A 20,976-nucleotide genomic window follows, 5' to 3' on the forward strand; every position below is an offset into this window, starting at 1 on the left:
GAGATTCCCATGTCACTGCTAGAAATCAAGAATCTCAACGTCCGCTTCGGCGACAAGACCGCGACCCCGGTGGTCGATGGCCTCGATTTGAAAGTCGACAAAGGCGAAGTACTGGCCATCGTGGGCGAGTCGGGTTCGGGTAAATCCGTGACCATGATGGCGCTGATGGGCCTGATCGAGCACCCCGGCATCGTCACCGCCGACGCGCTCAGCTTTGATGGCAAAGACATGCTCAAGCTGAGCAACCGTCAGCGTCGGCAAATCGTCGGCAAAGACCTGTCGATGGTCTTTCAGGACCCGATGACCGCGCTGAACCCGAGCTACACCGTCGGTTTCCAGATCGAAGAAGTGCTGCGTCTGCATCTGAAGATGTCTGGCAAGCAAGCGCGCAAACGTGCGATCGAACTGCTGGAAAAAGTCGAAATCCCGGGCGCCGCCAGCCGTATGGACGCCTATCCGCACCAATTGTCCGGCGGTATGAGCCAACGCGTTGCGATCGCCATGGCAATTGCCGGCGAGCCGAAACTGTTGATTGCCGACGAACCGACCACCGCTCTGGACGTGACGATTCAGGCGCAGATCATGGATCTGCTGCTGGCGTTGCAGAAAGAACAGAACATGGGCCTGGTGCTGATCACTCACGACCTCGCGGTCGTGGCGGAAACTGCCCAGCGCGTCTGCGTGATGTACGCAGGGCAAGCCGTTGAAGTCGGCCAAGTGCCGCAACTATTCGACGTCCCTGCACACCCGTACAGCGAAGCGCTGCTCAAAGCGATTCCCGAACACAGCCTGGGTGCCGCACGCCTGTCGACCCTGCCGGGCATCGTTCCGGGCCGCTACGACCGTCCGCAGGGTTGCCTGCTGTCGCCGCGCTGCCCGTACGTGCAGGACAGCTGCCGCGCGCAGCGTCCAGGCCTTGATCCGAAAGCCCACAGCCTCGCCCGCTGCTTCTTCCCGCTGAACCAGGAGGTGGCGTAATGGCCGTCGTACTTACCGCCCGCGACCTGACCCGTCACTATGAAGTCTCCCGTGGCTTGTTCAAGGGCCACGCGACCGTGCGCGCACTGAACGGCGTGTCGTTCGAACTGGAAGCCGGCAAGACCCTCGCCGTTGTTGGTGAATCGGGCTGCGGTAAATCCACCCTCGCCCGCGCGTTGACGCTGATTGAAGATCCGTCGTCCGGCTCGCTGAAAATCGCCGGCCAGGAAGTCGCCGGCGCCGACAAGGCCCAGCGCAAGCAACTGCGCAAAGACGTGCAGATGGTCTTTCAGAGCCCGTACGCGTCGTTGAATCCACGGCAGAAAGTCGGTGATCAGCTCGGCGAGCCGCTGCTGATCAACACCAACCTCTCCGCCGCCGAGCGTCGCGAGAAAGTCCAGGCGATGATGAAGCAGGTCGGCTTGCGTCCTGAGCACTATCAGCGCTATCCGCACATGTTCTCCGGCGGCCAGCGCCAGCGTATCGCCCTGGCGCGCGCCATGATGTTGCAACCGAAAGTGCTGGTGGCGGACGAACCGACTTCTGCGCTCGACGTGTCGATTCAGGCGCAGGTACTGAACCTGTTCATGGATCTGCAGCAGGAGTTCAACACCGCGTACGTGTTCATTTCGCACAACCTGGCGGTGGTGCAACACGTGGCCGATGACGTGATGGTGATGTACCTCGGTCGCCCGGTGGAACTGGGTCCGAAGAACGACATCTACGAGCGTCCGTTGCACCCTTACACCCAGGCGCTGCTGTCGGCGACCCCAACCATTCACCCGGACCCGAACAAGCCGAAAATCAAGATCGTCGGCGAACTGCCCAACCCGCTGAACCCGCCACCGGGCTGTGCTTTCCACAAGCGTTGCCCATATGCGACCGAGCGTTGCAGCACGGAAGAGCCGGCGTTGCGCCAGCTCGACAGCCGGCAGGTGGCTTGCCACTACGCCGAGCAATTCCTCGACGGCGCGGCGTAAGCAAATCTGGAGAGCGATACAAAACCTGTAGGAGCTGTCGAGTGAAACGAGGCTGCGATCTTTTGATTGTCAGAATCAGAATCAAAAGATCGCAGCGTGCCGCAGCTCCTACAGGGATCGTGTTTATTCAGTGATAAAGTGTTGAGCAAGCCCCTCCCGCCTCGATTGCGCATCAGTCGAAGCAGAAGGGGTTTTCTTTTGCCTGCAATTTACGTCTGGCTGTCGCCGTCGTCCGGATCATCAGTGTCCGGCTCATCGGTGGTCGAGTCGTCATCATCGGCAGCACCACCCTGCCCCTGATCGCCTGGTTCGGACTCAGACTTGGCGAGCATCAAGCCGCTGTGCCCGACCTGGCCGTTGAACGCCTGAGAATCGTGATCCTCGCACTCGGCCCAGGCCGTCGCGGTGCCGAGGGACAGCATGACCATCACTTTCAATAGCAATAAAACCCGTAGCAATCTGCTTTTCATAGCCGACTCCATCCTTTTTCAGGTGAGACATTCGTGCCTGACTGGCGCTGTGTGAAATCTAGTTCCGATCCATCGGGTTCACCAGATAGGACGCTAACGAGCGCGCAGAAATGCCCTTAGCAGACAGATTGCTTTCGAATAACGCCAATAGCCGGATCAGCTAAGCGAGCGGGCGCAGGCGGGTGGCCTGCCAAGTCAACGGCATGGAAATCAACACCATCAGCGCACTCGCCAGCCACACACTGTGGCCACCGAATTGACCGTACAACTGGCCACTGAGTACCGGTGACAACAGCGCACTGGCGCTCCAGCTCATAAAGAACAGGCCAAAGTACTGACCGCTTTTGCCGCCCTGAGCAAAACGCATGGCCAGCACATTCAGCGGCGGCATGAAAAAGGCCTCGCCCAAGGTCCAGATCAGCGTCGACAGGCAGACGTAAAACAGCCCGGAACCGAACGGCAGCATGCCCAACCCGCAAGCCAGCAACACACTGCCGAGCAGCATTTGCCGGCGCATCCCCCAGCGCTCGCCCCAATGCGACAGCGGAATCTGCAGCGCGATCACCAACAACGCATTAAGCCCGAACTGCCAACCAATGGCCTTTGTGCTCAACTCATAGTAATCACGCAGATAGTTGCCCAGCGTGCTGTAGACCGTGTCGAACGCGATGCCGAGCACGGCCGTCGCTGCCAACAACCAGAGGAAGGGTGTATCGCGATACGGCACACCCGAACCACCGGCGCCGACGGTGGATGACTCTTCATTGATCAGCACCGGACGCTGCCACGTGGTGCGGACAAACCACAGCAAGGCCAGCAACGTCATCGCCGCGCTGCCAAAAAACACCCAGCGAAAATCAGTCTGCGCCAACACCCCGCCCGCCACACCGGCGGCGGCCATGCCAAGGTTGCGCGCCACCCGACTCAACGCCTGCGCACGCGAGCGCTGCGCCACCTCGCAATATTCCATGATCAGCCGCTGATGCAGCGTGCGAATGGCGCCATCGATGGTTCCACTGAGCAACAGCAATGCCGCCAGCAACGGCACTTGCGTGACCAGCCCCAACAGCATCAGCACCCACACCGAAACAAAGAACAACGCCGCCGTCAGCCGCGCCGTGCGCACGTGATCACTGAGCCAGCCACCGAGCATCGAACCGACCAGCAAACCTGCACCATAGGCCGACAGCAACCAGCCAACGGTCTCGATCGCCAGACCCAGCTCCTGACGCAGATACAGCGCCATGAACAGCTTGACCATGCTGCTCAGGCGATTGATGAACAACAGCGCCGCGAGCACCCAGGCCATCACGCCGAAATAGCCGTCCAGTCGTAGCAAGTGAGTCAGGCGACTCGTCATTCCGTTGACCTCTCCAAAGCGACTTGCGTGGAGCTGAAACACTAACGGTCAGCACGCGGGTTGTCGCGTTCAAGTGCATCGAGATCATGAAAAACGGAGTCGTCCTACAGCCATTGCGCTGACGGAACCAGGAACCGACTTGAGATCAAAAGCCCCTCACCCTAGCCCTCAACCGGAGGGAGAGGGGACTAACCGAGGTGTTTGGGAGATGTACGCCGACGTGAAATACCGAGCCGAACTCAGGTTTTGAAAGGCCCACAAATCGGCTCCCTCTCCCTCGGGAGAGGGCTGGGGTGAGGGGCAGCCCCAACACAAATCAAGAGCCGAACACCGCTTGGCCCTTAACCACTCAATAGGCCGAGTGTCAGCTCGCCTGCTTTTGATCTTGGAGCCCGTCGGCAGGCTGAGTGGAGGGATTGATCCGGGGGTAGGCGCGCAGCGCCGTTCGACGAAGTCGAACACATCGAAAGGAGGTGCAGCGAAGCAAACCGGAAGCGATGCCCCCCGGATCGATCCCGGAGCGAAGGAACCCCGAGCCTCAGCGAGTGGGCCGAACGTCAGGGCGCAGACCTTTGGTTCCTTTGGGGCGTTTGCCAAAGGGACTCGCTGTAAGAGCGAAACCGCCAGCAGCAACACCCGTAGCAAGGGATATTCACCCAAAACCCCAAGAACCTGGTCGGCCCACAGGCCGCCAAGACCAAAACAAAAAGCCCCCGATGCTTTCACATCGAGGGCTTTCGACAAACCAATTCAGAACTTAATGATGCTCACGCGTCGCACGGAATTTCACATCCGGCCAACGCTCTTCCATCAACGCCAGGTTAACCCGCGTCGGCGCGAGGTAGGTCAGGTGCCCACCGCCATCGACCGCCAGATTCTCCACAGCCTTGTTGGAAAACTCCTCAAGCTTCTTCTTGTCGCCGCATTCAATCCAGCGAGCGGAATACACAGTGATCGGCTCATACGAGCACTCAACCTTGTATTCCTCTTTCAAACGGCTGGCGACCACATCGAACTGCAGCACACCGACGGCGCCGAGAATGATGTCGTTGCTGCGCTCCGGGAAGAACACCTGCGTTGCACCCTCTTCGGCCAACTGCTGCAGACCCTGACGCAGCTGCTTGGATTTCAGCGGATCACGCAGACGCACACGACGGAACAACTCCGGGGCGAAGTGCGGGATACCGGTAAAGCCCAGGGTTTCACCTTCACTGAAGGTGTCGCCGATCTGAATGGTGCCGTGGTTGTGCAAACCGATGATGTCGCCGGCAAAGGCTTCTTCAAGCTGCTCACGCTCGGAGGAGAAGAACGTCAGGGCGTCGCCGATACGCACGTCCTTGCCGGTGCGCACGTGGCGCATCTTCATGCCTTTCTCGTACTTGCCGGAGCAGATGCGCATGAAGGCGATGCGGTCGCGGTGTTTCGGGTCCATGTTCGCCTGGATCTTGAAGATGAAGCCCGAGAACTTCTCTTCCACCGGCTCGACGGTACGCTCGTTGGCCACACGGGCCAGCGGACGCGGCGCCCAATCAACAACAGCATCGAGAACGTGGTCAACACCGAAGTTGCCCAATGCCGTACCGAAGAACACCGGGGTCAGCTGACCGTCGAGGAATTCCTGCTGGTTGAATTCGTGGCAGGCGCCCTGAACCAGTTCCAGCTGCTCGATGAAACGCTCGTACTCGTCGCCCAGATGCGCGCGCGCCTCGTCGGAGTCGAGCTTCTCGATGATCTTGGTTTCGGTGCGTTCGTGACCGTGACCGGCGGTGTAGACAATGATGTAGTCGTCCGCCAGGTGGTACACGCCCTTGAAGTCGCGGTAGCAACCGATCGGCCAGGTGATCGGCGCAGCCTTGATTTTCAGAACGGCTTCGATTTCGTCGAGCAGTTCGATCGGGTCGCGAATGTCACGGTCGAGTTTGTTGATGAAGCTGACGATCGGCGTGTCACGCAGACGGCAGACGTCCATCAGCGCAATGGTCCGTGGCTCGACACCTTTACCGCCGTCGAGAACCATCAATGCCGAGTCGACCGCCGTCAGGGTGCGGTAGGTATCTTCGGAGAAGTCTTCGTGGCCCGGGGTGTCGAGCAGGTTGATCATGTGTTCGCGATACGGGAACTGCATGACCGACGTGGTAATGGAAATACCCCGTTGTTTCTCCATCTCCATCCAGTCGGATGTCGCATGGCGATCGGATTTACGGGATTTCACCGTACCGGCCACTGCAATCGCCTTGCCCATCAACAGGAGCTTTTCGGTGATCGTCGTTTTACCGGCATCGGGGTGGGAAATAATGGCGAAAGTGCGGCGTTTCGCGACTTCGGCGGCCTGGTTGGTCATGGGAAATCGCCTGGCGGTGATTCAAAAAAGGGCCGCGATTATAGCCCAACTCGATGCAATAACCGAACCGTTGAGCACATTAAGGGTGGCCAAATGCTGCCGCAGATGGGAACCTTTTAAAGCACGGAGACGTCCATCCCCTGTTACGAATTTTCGTCAGGGGCTGAAAAATCAGCAAGTTAGCCTGACGAGGCTGCGCTCATGGCTCGCTTTCAGACCGCTTTTGCCGGTGCTGAGGGAGCTGCTTCTCGCGAACGTTTATTCCCGGCAGCCATGTATGGCATGCCACACGGGAGAGCGTTCGCCGACTACAAAAAAAGGAGTCCGCCTGTGGCTATCCGCTATGGCAAAGGGCTGATGGGAGGTGCGGTGGTGATCGCGCTCCTGGCCCTGCTGGTCCACTGGATCGGCATCAACACGATCGAACACTACCGCGACGATTTGTTGTTTTACCTGCAAGCTCATCTGATTCTCGTCCTCGCTTCAATGCTGGCTGCCCTTGTCGTGGGCATCCCTGCCGGCATCTTTCTCAGTCGCCCGACCATGGTCGGCCGCGCTGAACGCTTCATGCAGATCTTCAATATCGGTAACACCGTGCCTCCGCTGGCCGTGCTCGCGATTGCCTTGGGCGTCCTCGGCATCGGCAGTGGCCCGGCAATCTTCGCTTTGTTCCTCGCCTCCCTGTTGCCGATTGTGCGCAACACCTACGAAGGCCTGAAAAACGTACAGGGCTCGCTGAAAGAAGCAGCCGTCGGCATCGGCATGACCCCGCGCCAAGTGCTGTGGAAAGTCGAATTGCCCAACGCGGTGCCGATCATTGTCGGTGGTGTGCGCGTGGCTTTGGCGATCAACGTCGGCACCGCGCCGCTGGCCTTCCTGATCGGTGCCAACAGCCTCGGCAGCCTGATCTTCCCCGGCATCGCCCTGAACAATCAGCCGCAACTGCTGCTCGGCGCCGCGTGCACCGCACTGCTGGCCTTGCTGCTCGATGGCGTCGTCACCCTCGCCAGCCGCCTCTGGCTGGAACGCGGTTTGCGCCCGTCTTAAGGCTTTGTGAAGGAATACCTATGAAACGATTGAGCTTGATTCTGGGCTGTATCCTGCTGTTCGCAGGCGTCGCCCAAGCCGCTGAAAAACCGGTTATCCGCCTCGGCGCACGAGTATTTACCGAGCAGACCCTGCTCGCCGAAATCACCGCGCAATACCTGCGCAGCAAAGGCTACGACGCGCAGATCACCGGTGGTCTGGGCAGCAACCTCGCCCGCAGCGCCCACGAAAGCGGGCAACTGGACATGCTCTGGGAGTACACCGGCGTATCGCTGGTGGCCTACAACCATGTCACCGAAAAACTCGACAGCGCCCAGTCCTACGCCCGGGTGAAAGAACTCGACGCGAAAAAAGGCCTGGTCTGGCTGACTCCGTCGAAATTCAGCAACACCTACGCCCTCGCCCTGCCGAAAAAAGTCGCCGAGGAATATCCACAGATCAACAACATCAGCCAGTTGAACGAAGTGCTGCGCGCCGAGGCCAAGACCAATCATCTGGTGGCGCTGGATACCGAGTTCGCCAACCGCTCCGACGGTCTGATCGGCATGGTCGATCTCTACGGCATGAACCTGACCCGCAAGAACATCCGCCAGATGGACGCGGGCCTGGTTTACACCGCGCTGCGTAACGGCCAGGTGTTCGCCGGTCTGGTCTACACCACCGACGGGCGTCTCAACGCCTTTGGCCTCAAGTTGCTGGAAGACGACAAGCATTACTTCCCCGACTACACCGCCGCGCCGGTGGTGCGTCAGGCCTACCTCGACGCGCACCCGCAACTGGCCGAGCAACTCAAGCCGCTGGCCGAACTGTTCGACGACGAAACCATGCGCCAGCTCAACGCGCGGGTCGATGTCGATCACGAAAGCCCCTCGAAAGTGGCCGCCGATTTCCTGCGCCAGCACCCACTTAACTAAGGAGGAAAAGTCATGGAATTTCTGAACGCCTTTTCCCACCTCGACTGGCAGCAGGTGATGCACCTGACCTGGCAGCACATCACCCTCGTCGGCATTGCCGTGACCCTGGCGATTGTCGTTGGCGTGCCATTGGGCATTCTGATGACGCGATTTCCGACTCTCGCCGGTCCATTGCAAGCCAGCGCCACGGTGCTGCTGACCGTGCCGTCGATTGCCCTGTTCGGTCTGCTGCTGCCGTTCTACTCCAAGTTCGGCCAGGGCCTCGGGCCGATGCCGGCGATCACTGCAGTATTTCTCTATTCATTGCTGCCGATCATGCGTAACACCTACCTCGCCCTGACCGGTGTAGAACCGGGCATCCGTGAAGCCGCACGCGGCATCGGCATGACCTTCGGCCAGCGCCTGCGCATGGTCGAACTGCCGATCGCCGTGCCGGTGATCCTCGCTGGCGTGCGTACCGCCGTGGTGATGAACATCGGCGTAATGACCATCGCCGCGACCATCGGCGCCGGCGGCCTCGGTGTGTTGATCCTCGCCTCCATCAGCCGCAGTGACATGTCGATGCTCATCGTCGGCGCACTGCTGGTCAGTCTTCTGGCGATCTTCGCCGACCTTCTCCTGCAGTGGCTGCAACGTACGCTGACTCCAAAAGGACTCCTCAAATGATCGAACTTCAAAACCTCAGCAAAACTTTTCAAAGCAACGGCAAAGATGTCAAAGCCGTGGACTCGGTGAGCCTGACCGTCAATGAAGGCGAAATCTGTGTGTTCCTCGGGCCATCGGGTTGCGGCAAAAGCACCACGCTGAAAATGATCAACCGCCTGATCAAACCGACCTCGGGCAAGATCCTCATCAATGGCGAAGACACCACCGATCTCGACGAAGTGACCCTGCGTCGCAACATCGGTTACGTGATCCAGCAGATTGGTCTGTTCCCGAACATGACCATCGAAGAAAACATCGTCGTCGTGCCGAAACTGCTCGGCTGGGACAAACAGAAATGCCACGACCGCGCCCGCGAGTTGATGAGCATGATCAAGCTGGAGCCCAAGCAGTATCTGCATCGTTATCCGCGCGAACTGTCCGGTGGCCAGCAACAGCGCATCGGCGTGATCCGTGCACTGGCAGCGGATGCGCCACTGCTGTTGATGGACGAACCATTCGGCGCGGTCGACCCGATCAACCGCGAGATGATTCAGAACGAGTTCTTCGAGATGCAGCGCGCGCTGAACAAGACCGTGATCATGGTCAGCCACGACATCGACGAAGCGATCAAACTCGGCGACAAGATCGCGATTTTCCGCGCCGGCAAACTGCTGCAGATCGATCATCCGGACACGCTGCTCGCGCACCCGGCAGACGACTTTGTCAGCAACTTCGTCGGTCAGGACAGCACGCTCAAGCGTCTGTTATTGGTGAAAGCCGAAGATGCGGCGGACAACGCGCCGTCGGTGAGCCCGGAAACCCCGGTGGCCGATGCGCTGGAATTGATGGACGAACATGACCGTCGCTATGTGGTCGTCACCTGTGCCGAGAACAAGGCGTTGGGCTATGTGCGTCGTCGTGATCTGCATCGTCAGACCGGCACTTGCGCGCAGTTCCTGCGTGAGTTCAACGCCACGGCGGCGTACGACGAGCATTTGCGCATCCTGCTGTCGCGGATGTACGAGTTCAATCGTTCGTGGCTGCCGGTGATGGATGCCGAGCGGGTGTTCCTCGGTGAAGTGACGCAGGAGTCGATTGCGGCTTATCTGAGTTCGGGTCGTTCGCGCGGGATGAAGACCAGTATCGTCTCGCCGGCTGAGGCGGTGGTCGCCTGATTAACCGGTAAAACACAAAACCCTGTGGGAGCGAGCTTGCTCGCGAAAGCGAAATATCAGTCAACAACGATGTCGACTGTGAAAATGCCTTCGCGAGCAAGCTCGCTCCCACAGGATCCGGGTGATTTTTTCTTCACTCATCAGACGGAAAAGAATCTCAACACCGAATAAGCTCACAGCCTATCTTTAGCGACCTGCGAAACAGCCAAAATCCATCTCAAACCGCTCTCTCGCCGCCAACGTCGCCGATGTTGCCGCCATCACACTTATCCACGACTTCGCCGACATAATCCGCGAACGTGCAGGTATTTTTAACACTGGAAAATTCTCGGGGAACATCTGTCCGTCATCTCGGTCGGCTACAAAGAGTGATGAACGCGACGCACGTCAGAAGCGTGCAAAAACGCGACATTTTTAGTTGATCTCACGCCCCTCACGCCCTAAAGTTCGCGCCGAACGTCCATGCTGGAAACGATCCATCCGGCTCAAGTACTGACGACGAGACAGCAAGGCCAAGGGAAAGCTGCACATCCCATGGCCTTTTTGCTTTCGGCGACATGCCTTGGGAAGTAGGCGAACCAAAGTGGGGATACGGAGGGCGTTCATTTGCACCCATTGATTAACTTAGTTTGCCAGTAGGAGTTCCCAGCATGTCGATCCAGGTCGAAGACTATTTCGCGCGCGCTACATTCGACAAAATGAAGGCGTTCGCCGATAAACAGGAAACCCCGTTCGTGGTGATCGACACCGCGATGATCAGCCAGGCCTACGATGACCTGCGCGCCGGTTTCGAATTCGCCAAGGTCTACTACGCGGTCAAGGCCAACCCGGCCGTCGAGATCATCGACCTGCTCAAAGAGAAAGGTTCGAGCTTCGACATCGCCTCGATCTATGAGCTGGACAAGGTGATGGATCGCGGCGTCAGCGCCGACCGTATCAGCTACGGCAACACCATCAAGAAATCCAAGGACATCCGCTACTTCTACGAGAAGGGCGTGCGTCTGTTCTCCACCGACTCCGAAGCCGACCTGCGCAACATCGCCAAGGCTGCACCGGGCTCGAAAGTCTATGTGCGCATCCTCACCGAAGGCTCGACCACGGCTGACTGGCCACTGTCGCGCAAATTCGGCTGCCAGACCGACATGGCCATGGACCTGCTGATCCTCGCCCGCGATCTGGGCCTGGTGCCTTACGGCATCTCCTTCCACGTCGGTTCGCAGCAGCGCGACATCAGCGTCTGGGACGCGGCGATCGCCAAGGTCAAAGTGATCTTCGAGCGTTTGAAAGAAGAAGACGGTATTCACCTCAAGCTGATCAACATGGGCGGTGGCTTCCCGGCCAACTACATCACCCGCACCAACAGTCTGGAAACCTACGCCGAAGAAATCATCCGCTTCCTGAAAGAAGACTTCGGTGATGATCTGCCGGAAATCATTCTTGAGCCAGGCCGTTCGTTGATCGCCAACGCCGGTATTCTGGTCAGCGAAGTGGTATTGGTTGCACGCAAGTCGCGCACTGCCGTCGAGCGTTGGGTGTATACCGATGTGGGCAAGTTCTCTGGCCTGATCGAAACCATGGACGAAGCGATCAAGTTTCCGATCTGGACCGAGAAGAAAGGCGAGATGGAAGAAGTGGTCATCGCCGGCCCGACCTGCGACAGCGCCGACATCATGTACGAGAACTACAAATACGGTCTGCCGCTGAACCTGGCGATCGGTGATCGGTTGTACTGGCTGTCGACTGGTGCGTACACCACCAGTTACAGCGCCGTTGAGTTCAATGGCTTTCCGCCGTTGAAGTCATATTACGTATAATAGTTCTCCCCCCCAAAACCCGTGCCCAGGCACGGGTTTTTTTTATTTCAATACTGAAACAACAACTCCCCACCAACAACAAGTTACATAGAAAACATATACCTCGCCTGCAAACAAACTCTAATCTAAGAACTCAATATCACTTGAAAAGGATTAAAAAGTGCAAACGAGTTCAACCAAATCAATTACAAAAAACGATATAAAGAAAATCAAGGACTATATCTCTACCGCGCAATCACTGCCCCGAACGATCGCGGATGTAGAAACCCAGTTACAGGTAAAACATACCGGCATTGTCGGCCTAGAGCCATTTGACGTTGTCGAACTTAACCATAAGGTCATCAACAACGCCAACGCGTGGGGTGATATCGAATACTCCATGAAGCGCGTCGGCGGCAGCCTGGCAGCCTTCTCGGAGGACCTGGAAAACTTTGGCCAGGAAATTATCGACGCCATCGCAACCATGCCCGGTTACTTGAATTATCTCGGCACCATCAGCACGCTCACCGAGGATGAAATAAACAGTCTGCCGCCATTGGAAATAGGCAAGTCGGAGAAAAACCGATTTGGCTCCATTCAGGAATCGCTGTTGTTTATCGCCGACTCCATTGATGAGAAGAAGCTGAACAGTCAGGACGTGATACTGCGCTTACAGTACTTCAAGGCCGAGCTCAACAATATCGTCGCTCCCGGCATCGGCAGCAAGATGAAACTCGCCAACAATAACGAGATCAATCGGCAGATCACCGATTTGAACTTGGCCATTGATAAAGCTCAAGCGCGCCTCGATGAGAAGATTCGAGAGGCCGAACCAAATTTCTTCGAGCACTTCCTGGCTTTTGTAAGCCCCTACCCGAAGGGTGTTTATCAAACGCTGGAATTATTCGAGATTAAAAATATTGCTCCGTTGCGCGAGCAACGGGACCAACTGGTAGAACAGGTTAAACAAAAAGACATTCTCGCCGGCACTCTTCTGCAGTTGCACGCTGACCTTGACAGTCTTTTAATCTATGTAGACGGCGCCATTCAGAGCACGTCGCAACTTGAAACAGTCTGGGTAACAATCTCCGAGTATATCGACTCTTCAAAAAACAAAGTAATGGGCATGCATGACTTCCTCACCCTCAGAAGTTTCGTTTCAAGTTTGCGTGTTGTCTTGAAAAACTGGAAGACCATCCAAAACAACTCGAATGCACTGATCGCCGCCTTCGACTGACTCATATAAAAAACAACGAAAAGGATATTCTTATGACACTTGCGAGTTACCAGCTCCCCGAGCTGACCACAGTTAACGACAGTCGTGAAGCCATCCGATATCAAGCGATTGTGGGCTCCGCCAATTTGTACATCAAAGCCCTGGGCGACGAGCTGCTTGGCCTCAACGCAGCCGTTGGCCACGCGGATCAGCTGGCCGCCAACGCCATAACCAGCGCTATCGTCGCACTGGAAACCGATGATCTGCGCGAGAACCTGCAAGCCCTGACAGCGTTGATGGCGCGTCAAACAGACACCCAGACCAAGGAAGCCATCAAGGTCTATTCGACAATCTCCAGCCAACTGATGGACCTGTGCACTGACCAGATTTCGCAATTGCACGCAAGACTCGAAGACGGCGTTTACAACGTCCAGAGCGCAAGCATCAGCAACAATCGTTTCCGGCTCGCGGAACTTGCCGACGCCAGAGTCGTTCTGGAGCAGCAACTCATCACCGAGCAAGCGCCCATCGTCCAAATGAATGCTGATTTGCTCGTGCTGAACAATGCGATCAAGGAGTTCGAGAAGCTGACAATTATCGACCGCCTGAAACCACTGCTGGATCAATTAAAGACTTTGCTTGGCAAAGACGCATCAACGCCGCAAAGCGCCGCGATGGAGGCCGGCATCATTGTTGCCAACAAATTTCTGGACGAGGCCAACGAGCTGATCAAATACCAGAGCCTGACCAAAGCCCGGGACGTCATTCAGAACCGCATCTCGCAGCGTGAGGAACGCGTGTCGTCTCTGACAAGCCAGTTGCGTGAAAACGACAACAGAACCCGGCAATTGAATGACACGCAAAAAGTCATTCCCCACCGACAGGTTTATGTCAGTGAAACCAACAAACTGATCGACGCGCTGTATGCCTTTCTCGATACGGTCATGTATACGTCTCGCGATGACATCCTGGCACGCGGCGAACTCATGCTCAAAAACAGCCAGGCACTGCTCAGGTATATGAACAAGCTTCAGGGACGCTGGCTACGCGGTTGATCGCCATCCGTTGCCCCTCATTGCAGATGAGGGGCAACGGTCCGGGACTCCAGTAAAGTCATCCTCTGACGATAGGCCTGAGCCATGCTGCGGATATCCGGATGCGGGGAGGCAAGCAGCGACTCACTGCTGACACGAAGAAAAGCCAGGTTGCCTTTGCTCATTGCTTCACCCAACCAATTGAGAGCTTCTTCGATCCGCCCCTCACCCGCCAACACCGCAGCAAAACTGAACTGCCCTCGAAAATCCCCACCCTCGGCCGAACGTCGATACCAGTCGCGAGCCGCCGCCGCATCCACCGGGCATGCCTGCCCTTCTTCCAGATACCGCCCAAGCAGGTTCATCGATTTCGCATGTCTCCGCTCGGCAGCGCACCGATACAGCGCCAACGCCCGCGAATGATTCATCGCGACGCCCCGCCCGGTCGCCAGCAAATTGGCGAGGTTGTACATTGCCCAATCCAGCCCGGCTTCCGCTGCGATCCGATAGTGCTGCGCGGCAATCGACGCATCCGCAGCCACGCCCCAGCCATGCTCATGACAACGCCCGAGCATGTTGCGCGCCATCAGGTGCCCGCGCTCGGCCGCGATGCCGAACCAACGCAGCGCCAGCGACTGATCCTGCGCGATGCCCTGACCATCCAGCAGGATCTGCCCGAGCAACGCCTGCGCTTCAACTTCACCTTCACCCGCCGCGAGCAGAATCGCCTGTGCGGCTCGGGCCGGGCTCTGCTCGAGCATGGCACTGAGTTGCGCACCGCTGAGGACCTCCTCGCGACGTATTTGGAAAGTCATACCTCGACCCAGCGACGCAACAGGTTGTGATAAGTGCCAGTGAGGCGAATCAGCGACGGGTGATCAGGCATATCCTGAGTGAGTTGCTGGATCGCCCCGTCCATCTCGAACAGCAACGCGCGCTGGCTGTCTTCGCGCACCAGACTTTGCGTCCAGAAGAACGACGCATAACGCGCACCACGAGTGACCGCGTTGACTTTGTGCAGGCTGGTGCCCGGGTACAACACCATATCGCCGGCGGGCAACTTCACCTGTCGAGTGCCGTAGGTGTCCTGGATTTCCAGCTCGCCACCGTCGTAGTCCTCCGGCTCGCTGAAGAACAGCGTCGCCGACAAATCGGTGCGCACGCGTTCAATGCTGCCCTTTGGTTGGCGCACCGCGTTGTCGATATGAAAGTCGAAACTGCCACCCGCCGTGTAACAGTTCACCAACGGCGGAAAGACTTTGTGCGGCAGCGCGGCGGACATGAACAGTGGGTTTTTCCACAGCCGTTCAAGCATCGCCGCGCCGATTTCCTTGGCCAGCGGATGGCCTTCGGGCAGTTGCAGATTGTGCTTGGCCTTGGCCGATTGAAAACCGGCAGTGATCTTTCCATCAGCCCAATCGGCCTGTTCCAGTGCGTCGCGGATGCGCTGCACTTCGTCTTTCGCGAACAGCCCGGGGATGTGCAACAGCATGGCAATGACACCTGATGGCAAAGAGGCGGCAATGGTATTGATTCTTATTGACCGTGTAAAACCCGAGAGACGAATGAACTGGCAAAAACCGTAAGGTTAAATTGTAAAGAATGTAAATTCAGTGCGAATAACAATGTTTCGCAATTGATACGAATACCTGTTTACCCTATATTCCGCCGCCTCAAATCCTTGGGGAGGGGAATAAAAATGGCACGTCAACACGCACAACTTCCGGTCAGTTCACCACGTCTGCTCGCCTCTGCAATCGGTGTGGCAATCACCGCCGGCTCCGCTGGCCAGATGGTGTTCGCCGCGGAAAAAACCGACAGCAAAGCCTCCGGCAACGCCATCGCCCTGGACGCCACCGCCATCACCGGCGAAGCCCAGGACTCGACGTCCTACCAGGTCGAAAAAGCCTCCTCGCCCAAGTACACCGCGCCGCTGGTCGACACGCCGCGCTCGGTCACCGTTATTCCGCAACAAGTCCTCAAAGACACCGGCGCCCTGAACATGCAGGACGCGTTGCGCACCGTGCCGGGCATCACCTTCGGCGCCGGTGAAGGCGGCAACCCACAGGGCGACCGTCCGTTCATTCGCGGTTTCGACGCCCAGGGCGACACCTACCTCGACGGCGTGCGCGACACCGGTTCGCAGAGCCGCGAAATCTTCGCCGTGGAAAACATTGAAGTCAGCAAGGGCCCGAACTCCGCCATCGGCGGTCGTGGCGCAGCAGGCGGCAGCATCAACCTGGTGAGCAAGAAAGCCCACCTGGGTAACTCGTTCGACGGTGGTTTCACCTGGGGCTCCGACCAGACCCAGCGCTATACCCTCGACGGCAACTACCAGTTCAGCGACACCGCTGCTGGCCGTCTGAACCTGATGAGCCACGAGAGCAATGTCGCCGGTCGCGACAAGGTCGACTATGACCGCTGGGGTATCGCGCCGTCCCTGGCGTTTGGCCTGGGCACCGACACCCGCGTCAACCTCGATTATTACCATCTCGAAAGCAACGACACCCCGGATTCGGGCATCCCTTACACCATCCCGGCCGGCGGTTCGGCTGCACGTACCAAGTCCAACCCGGACAAGCCGTACGCCGGTGGCGATCACAGCAACTTCTACGGTCTGGATCGCGACTTCCGCAAGGGCCGCACCGACACCGCGACGTTCGCCATCGAGCATGACCTGAGCGATTCGCTGACGATCAAGAACACCCTGCGTCACGGCACCAGCATGCAGGATTACATCCTGACCCAGCCGGACGACAGCAAGGGCAACGTCAACAATGGCAGCCTCTGGCGTCGGGCGAATACTCGGGTGAGCAACACCGAGACCACCACCAACCAGACTGACCTGTTCGGCAACTTCTATGTTGCTGGCTTCAAGAACAGCTTCTCCACCGGTGTCGAGTACACCCGTGAGGAAAGCCAGAAGTCCTCGTACAACGTCAACACCGACACCACGCCGCGCACGACCAACGTGCCGGCGAGCAGCAACTGCACACCGTCGATGATCGGCGCTTCAAGTGGCTACAACTGCACCTCGCTGTCGAATCCAAACGCAAACGATCCGTGGAACGGCGCCATTTCGCGCAACTACGCCGGCACCGACACCCAGGCCAACACCTACGCGCTGTATGTGTTCGATACGCTGGAGCTGAACGAGCAATGGCTGGTGAACATGGGTCTGCGTTACGACCACTTCGACACCGACTACAAGACCTACAACGCCGCTGGTACCACCACGTCCAAGGGCGATGACACCAGCGAGTTCGTCACCGGTCAGTTCGGTGTCGTCTACAAGCCTGCGGAAAACGGCAGCATTTACGCGTCCTACGCTACCTCGGCCACACCGCCAGGCAACACCTTGGGCGAAGGTCAAGAAGGCAACCCGCTGGGCGGCACGGCAGATCGCAGCGGCAATCTGCTGAGCAGCGACATGGAGCCGGAAACCACCAAGAACTACGAAATCGGCACCAAGTGGGATCTGCTCAACGATCGCCTGTCGCTGACCGCTGACATCTTCCGCACCGAGAAAGAAAACGCTCGTGTGCAAGTCGACACCACCTCGTACGAAAACGCTGGCAAGACCCGCGTACAAGGTATCGAACTGTCGGCCAGCGGCAAGATCACCGACAAATGGCAAGTGTTCGCCGGTTACGCCTTCATGGACAGCGAACAAGTCGACGGCGGCCCGATGGGTAAGGCCAACGATGGCAACGAACTGCCTAACACGCCGAAAAACAGCGCCAGCCTGTGGACCACTTACCAGGTCACGCCGAAGCTGACCATCGGTGGCGGTGCGTTCTACGTCGACGACGTGTACGGCAGCGTGGCCAACACCACCATGGTTGACTCGTATGTTCGCTACGACGCGATGGCGGCTTACAAGCTGACCAAGAACGTCGACCTGCAACTCAACGTGCAGAACCTGACCAACGAAACCTACTACGACAAAGCCTTCTCGACCCACTTCGCCAACCAGGCGGCGGGCCGTACGGCATTGTTGAGCACCAACTTCCACTTCTAAACACGGTGGAACCTGTGGGAGCGAGCTTGCTCGCGAAAGCGGTGGGTCAGTCAGCCTTCATGTCACTGACAGATTGCATTCGCGAGCAAGCTCGCTCCCACAAGGTATGCGCCGCAAGGCTTGGCCCCGTTCATTCAATTGAACGGGGCTTTTGTGCGTAATAAAGAACGCTTCTCGATAACCCACGGCATAATGCGCGCCGTGAAGACAATTTCCGAATGGACGGCGAGTGACGTGTTGAAGAAAACCCTGTTCCAGTTGCACTGGTTTTTTGGCATCACCGCAGGCCTGGTGCTGGCCTTGATGGGCATCACCGGCGCGGCCTATTCGTTTCAGGATGAAATCCTGCGGGCGATCAATCCCTCCGTCCTGCAGGTGGAAAAACAAGTCGCCGGCGTCCTGCCGCCCGTCGAACTGGTCGAGCGCATGGAAGCCACGTCGGGCAAAAAAGTCTCGATGCTCTGGGTCGAGACCGACAGCGGCAGCGCAGCGAAAGTGTTCTTCACCCCGCCCAAGGGTGAGCGTCGCGGCGAGATGCGCTACTTCGATCCGTACACCGGGGAATTCATGGGCGATGCCGTCGGCCAGGACTTCTTCGGCCTGATGCTGCAACTGCACCGCTTCCTCGCGATGGGCGATACCGGACGCAACATCACCGGCGCCTGCACGCTGATCCTGTTGTTTTTCTGTCTCTCCGGTCTGTACCTGCGCTGGCCACGTCAGTGGAACAGTTGGCGCGTATGGCTGACGCTGGACTGGAAGAAAAAGGGCCGCGCCTTCAATTGGGATCTGCATTCGGTGGCCGGCACCTGGTGCCTGCTGGTGTATCTGCTGCTAGCGTTGACCGGGTTGTCGTGGTCCTACGAGTGGTACAACAAAGGCCTGACCAAGCTGCTTTCCGACGCACCGCAAAACGAGCGCGTGCGCGGCGGTCGTGGTCCGGCGCCTGAAGGCCCGGCGCCGACTGCCGATTACGCAGCGATGTGGAGCAGCATTTACAGCGCTGCGGGTCCGGGACTGGCCGCCTACAACATCCGCATGCCGGCCGTGGCTGGCCAACCGGCAACCGTGTTCTATCTGCTCGACAGCTCGCCGCATGATCGCGCGCTGAACCAGATCACCCTCGACCCGGCCACCGGCGTGGTCAAACGCGTCGACCGCTACGCCGACAAGAGCTTCAAGGCGCAACTGCTGACCAGCATTTATGCGCTGCACGTCGGCAGCTATTTCGGTCTGGTCGGACGGATCATCATCACCGTCGCGGCGGTGTGCATGCCGCTGTTTTTCATCACCGGATGGCTGCTGTACCTCGATCGTCGGCGCAAGAAAAAGCAGATCAAGGATGCGCGAAAAGGCCTCGAACAACCGACTGGCAATGCCTCGGCGTGGCTGATCGGTTTCGCCAGCCAGAGTGGTTTTGCCGAACAACTGGCGTGGCAGACCGCCGGGCAATTGCAGGCCGCCGGGTTGCCGGTGAAGGTGCAGCCGCTGGCCAATGTCAGCGAGCAGGATCTGCGTGATTCGAACAATGCATTGTTTGTCGTGAGCACTTTCGGCGACGGCGAAGCTCCGGACAGCGCGCGCGGTTTTGAGCGCAAAGTGTTGAGCAAGGCTGCAACGCTCGACAGTTTGAATTACTCGGTGCTCGGTCTTGGTGATCGTCAGTATCAGCACTTCTGCGGCTTCGCCAAGCGCCTGCATCAGTGGCTGAGCGAACACGGCGGCAAGACCCTGTTCGCGCCCGTGGAAGTCGACAGTGGCGATCCATACGCGCTGCGCCACTGGCAAACCCAACTCGGTCTGCTCACCGGACAAGCGCCGGTCGATACCTGGCAAGCGCCAAGCTACGACAACTGGACGCTGACCCGCCGCGAATTGATGAACCCGGACAGCAGCGGCGCACCGGTTTATCTGTTGGGCTTGAACGCACCGAACACCAGCAGTTGGCTGGCCGGCGATCTGGTGGAGGTGCTGCCGCGCAACTGCCCGTGGGCCATCGAGCATTTCCTCGACGGCCTCGGCATTCGCGGTGAAACCCCAGTGAAAATCAACGGCCTCGACGAGCCGCTGGAAGTGGCACTGGCCTCGCGCCAATTGCCCGAGCATCGCGCCCATCTGGTCGGCCTGCACGCGCAATCACTGGTCGACGCGATGGTGCCGCTGGCCATGCGCGAATACTCGATCGCCTCGATTGCCGCCGATGGTGTGCTGGAGTTGATCGTGCGCCAGGAACAGCATGCCGATGGCACCCTTGGCATCGGTTCTGGCTGGCTGACCGAGCACGCGCCGGTGGGCGGCAGCATCAGCCTGCGGGTGCGGCGCAACAGTGGTTTCCATCTGCCGAACGAGCCGTTGCCGATGATTCTGCTGGGCAACGGCACCGGCATCGCAGGACTGCGCAGTTTGCTCAAGGCGCGGATTGCCGATGGTCAGCAGCGCCAGTGGCTGGTGTTTGGCGAGCGTAATCGTCAACACGATTTCCTCTGCCGCGCGGAGCTGGAAGAGTGGTTGATCAATGGTGATCTGGAGCGGCTGGATCTGGCGTTTTCGCGGGATCAGGCCGAGAAGATTTATGTGCAGGATCGCTTGCGTGAATCGGCGGGTGAGTTGAAGAAATGGCTGGCGGACGGGGCGGTTATTTATATCTGCGGCAGCCTTCAGGGGATGGCTTCGGGGGTTGATCAAGCGCTAAACGACATCCTCGGCAGTGCCGAAGTAGAGCGGTTGATTGAGCAGGGTCGATATCGGCGTGATGTCTATTAAAAGCCCCTCACCCTAGCCCTCTCCCAAAGGGAGAGGGGACTGACCTTGCGAGATTCACGCTATACACCGACCTGAACGTCCCTCACCGAATCCATAATCGAGAAAGGCTTTGTGCTGATCTCATAATCGACTCGATCTTTCAGGTCGACGTACCTCTTCAGTCACCTCGATCGGCCCCCTCTCCCTCCGGGAGAGGGGGCTGATTGGGGGAGATCCACGCTATAAGCCGACCTGAACGT

Annotated in this window: 16 protein-coding genes; 11 read left to right on the forward strand and 5 right to left on the reverse strand. The window is 58.3% G+C overall.

The features are described 5' to 3' along the window. The first annotated feature begins 9 nt into the window (after positions 1–9). Together FGA82_RS15825 and FGA82_RS15830 are read left to right on the forward strand one after the other, a co-directional pair. Positions 10–978: an ABC transporter ATP-binding protein gene (locus FGA82_RS15825; RefSeq protein ID WP_102900707.1), complete on the forward strand. Its 969-nt coding sequence runs from the start codon at positions 10–12 to the stop codon at positions 976–978. Next, complete coding sequence (locus tag FGA82_RS15830) at positions 978–1,958, forward strand: peptide ABC transporter ATP-binding protein (RefSeq protein WP_007917625.1); 981 nt, start codon at positions 978–980, stop codon at positions 1,956–1,958. Before FGA82_RS15825 ends, FGA82_RS15830 begins: the two co-directional genes overlap by 1 nt. A 209-nt stretch (positions 1,959–2,167) precedes the next feature. Here FGA82_RS15830 and FGA82_RS15835 read toward each other — a convergent pair whose 3' ends face one another. The 3 genes from FGA82_RS15835 to FGA82_RS15845 form a co-directional block, all read right to left on the reverse strand. Further along, positions 2,168–2,428 (reverse strand): hypothetical protein, encoded by a 261-nt coding sequence (locus FGA82_RS15835; protein ID WP_141127775.1) that lies wholly within the window; start codon positions 2,426–2,428, stop codon positions 2,168–2,170. 160 nt (positions 2,429–2,588) lie between these two features. After that, the gene (locus FGA82_RS15840; RefSeq protein WP_141127776.1) at positions 2,589–3,788 is read right to left on the reverse strand and encodes an MFS transporter; all 1,200 of its coding nucleotides are present in this window, start codon (positions 3,786–3,788) and stop codon (positions 2,589–2,591) included. A 757-nt stretch (positions 3,789–4,545) separates the two neighbouring features. Further along, positions 4,546–6,129: a peptide chain release factor 3 gene (locus tag FGA82_RS15845; protein ID WP_064119440.1), complete on the reverse strand. Its 1,584-nt coding sequence runs from the start codon at positions 6,127–6,129 to the stop codon at positions 4,546–4,548. Between the two features lie 357 nt (positions 6,130–6,486). Here FGA82_RS15845 and FGA82_RS15850 point away from each other — a divergent pair, with 357 nt between their 5' ends. The 7 genes from FGA82_RS15850 (at position 6,487) to FGA82_RS15880 (ending at position 13,974) form a co-directional block, all read left to right on the forward strand. After that, complete coding sequence (locus tag FGA82_RS15850; RefSeq protein ID WP_169844036.1) at positions 6,487–7,176, forward strand: ABC transporter permease; 690 nt, start codon at positions 6,487–6,489, stop codon at positions 7,174–7,176. Positions 7,177–7,196: 20 nt separating this feature from the next. Next, a complete protein-coding gene (locus FGA82_RS15855; RefSeq protein ID WP_038357501.1) occupies positions 7,197–8,090 on the forward strand; it encodes a glycine betaine ABC transporter substrate-binding protein in 894 nt (297 codons plus the stop codon). Between the two features lie 12 nt (positions 8,091–8,102). Then, positions 8,103–8,756, forward strand: a complete 654-nt coding sequence (locus FGA82_RS15860) for an ABC transporter permease (RefSeq protein WP_064585940.1) — start codon at positions 8,103–8,105, stop codon at positions 8,754–8,756. Next, positions 8,753–9,910 carry an osmoprotectant ABC transporter ATP-binding protein OsmV gene (locus FGA82_RS15865; protein ID WP_034154441.1) on the forward strand — a complete coding sequence of 386 codons (1,158 nt, stop codon included), beginning with the start codon at positions 8,753–8,755 and terminating at the stop codon, positions 9,908–9,910. The genes FGA82_RS15860 and FGA82_RS15865 overlap by 4 nt, the downstream gene beginning before the upstream one ends. A 650-nt stretch (positions 9,911–10,560) precedes the next feature. Continuing rightward, positions 10,561–11,724, forward strand: coding sequence for a type III PLP-dependent enzyme (locus FGA82_RS15870; protein WP_008088754.1), 1,164 nt, complete (start codon positions 10,561–10,563; stop codon positions 11,722–11,724). Positions 11,725–11,884: 160 nt separating this feature from the next. After that, a complete protein-coding gene (locus FGA82_RS15875; RefSeq protein WP_141127777.1) occupies positions 11,885–12,940 on the forward strand; it encodes an alpha-xenorhabdolysin family binary toxin subunit A in 1,056 nt (351 codons plus the stop codon). A 32-nt stretch (positions 12,941–12,972) separates the two neighbouring features. After that, positions 12,973–13,974, forward strand: coding sequence for an alpha-xenorhabdolysin family binary toxin subunit B (locus tag FGA82_RS15880; RefSeq protein ID WP_141127778.1), 1,002 nt, complete (start codon positions 12,973–12,975; stop codon positions 13,972–13,974). Between the two features lie 17 nt (positions 13,975–13,991). Here FGA82_RS15880 and FGA82_RS15885 read toward each other — a convergent pair whose 3' ends face one another. Next, complete coding sequence (locus FGA82_RS15885; RefSeq protein ID WP_141127779.1) at positions 13,992–14,768, reverse strand: tetratricopeptide repeat protein; 777 nt, start codon at positions 14,766–14,768, stop codon at positions 13,992–13,994. Beyond that, the gene (locus tag FGA82_RS15890; protein WP_141127780.1) at positions 14,765–15,445 is read right to left on the reverse strand and encodes a Fe2+-dependent dioxygenase; all 681 of its coding nucleotides are present in this window, start codon (positions 15,443–15,445) and stop codon (positions 14,765–14,767) included. Before FGA82_RS15890 ends, FGA82_RS15885 begins: the two co-directional genes overlap by 4 nt. A 207-nt stretch (positions 15,446–15,652) precedes the next feature. On the opposite strand from FGA82_RS15890, the gene FGA82_RS15895 reads away from it, so the two are divergent. Both FGA82_RS15895 and FGA82_RS15900 read left to right on the forward strand, forming a co-directional pair. Further along, complete coding sequence (locus FGA82_RS15895; RefSeq protein WP_141127781.1) at positions 15,653–17,974, forward strand: TonB-dependent receptor; 2,322 nt, start codon at positions 15,653–15,655, stop codon at positions 17,972–17,974. 234 nt (positions 17,975–18,208) lie between these two features. Continuing rightward, positions 18,209–20,737 (forward strand): PepSY domain-containing protein, encoded by a 2,529-nt coding sequence (locus FGA82_RS15900; RefSeq protein WP_141127876.1) that lies wholly within the window; start codon positions 18,209–18,211, stop codon positions 20,735–20,737. Positions 20,738–20,976: the final 239 nt, after the last annotated feature.

Origin of the sequence: Pseudomonas fluorescens (assembly GCF_005938625.1) — a bacterium.
Taxonomy (GTDB): Bacteria; Pseudomonadota; Gammaproteobacteria; order Pseudomonadales; family Pseudomonadaceae; genus Aquipseudomonas; species Aquipseudomonas fluorescens_BD.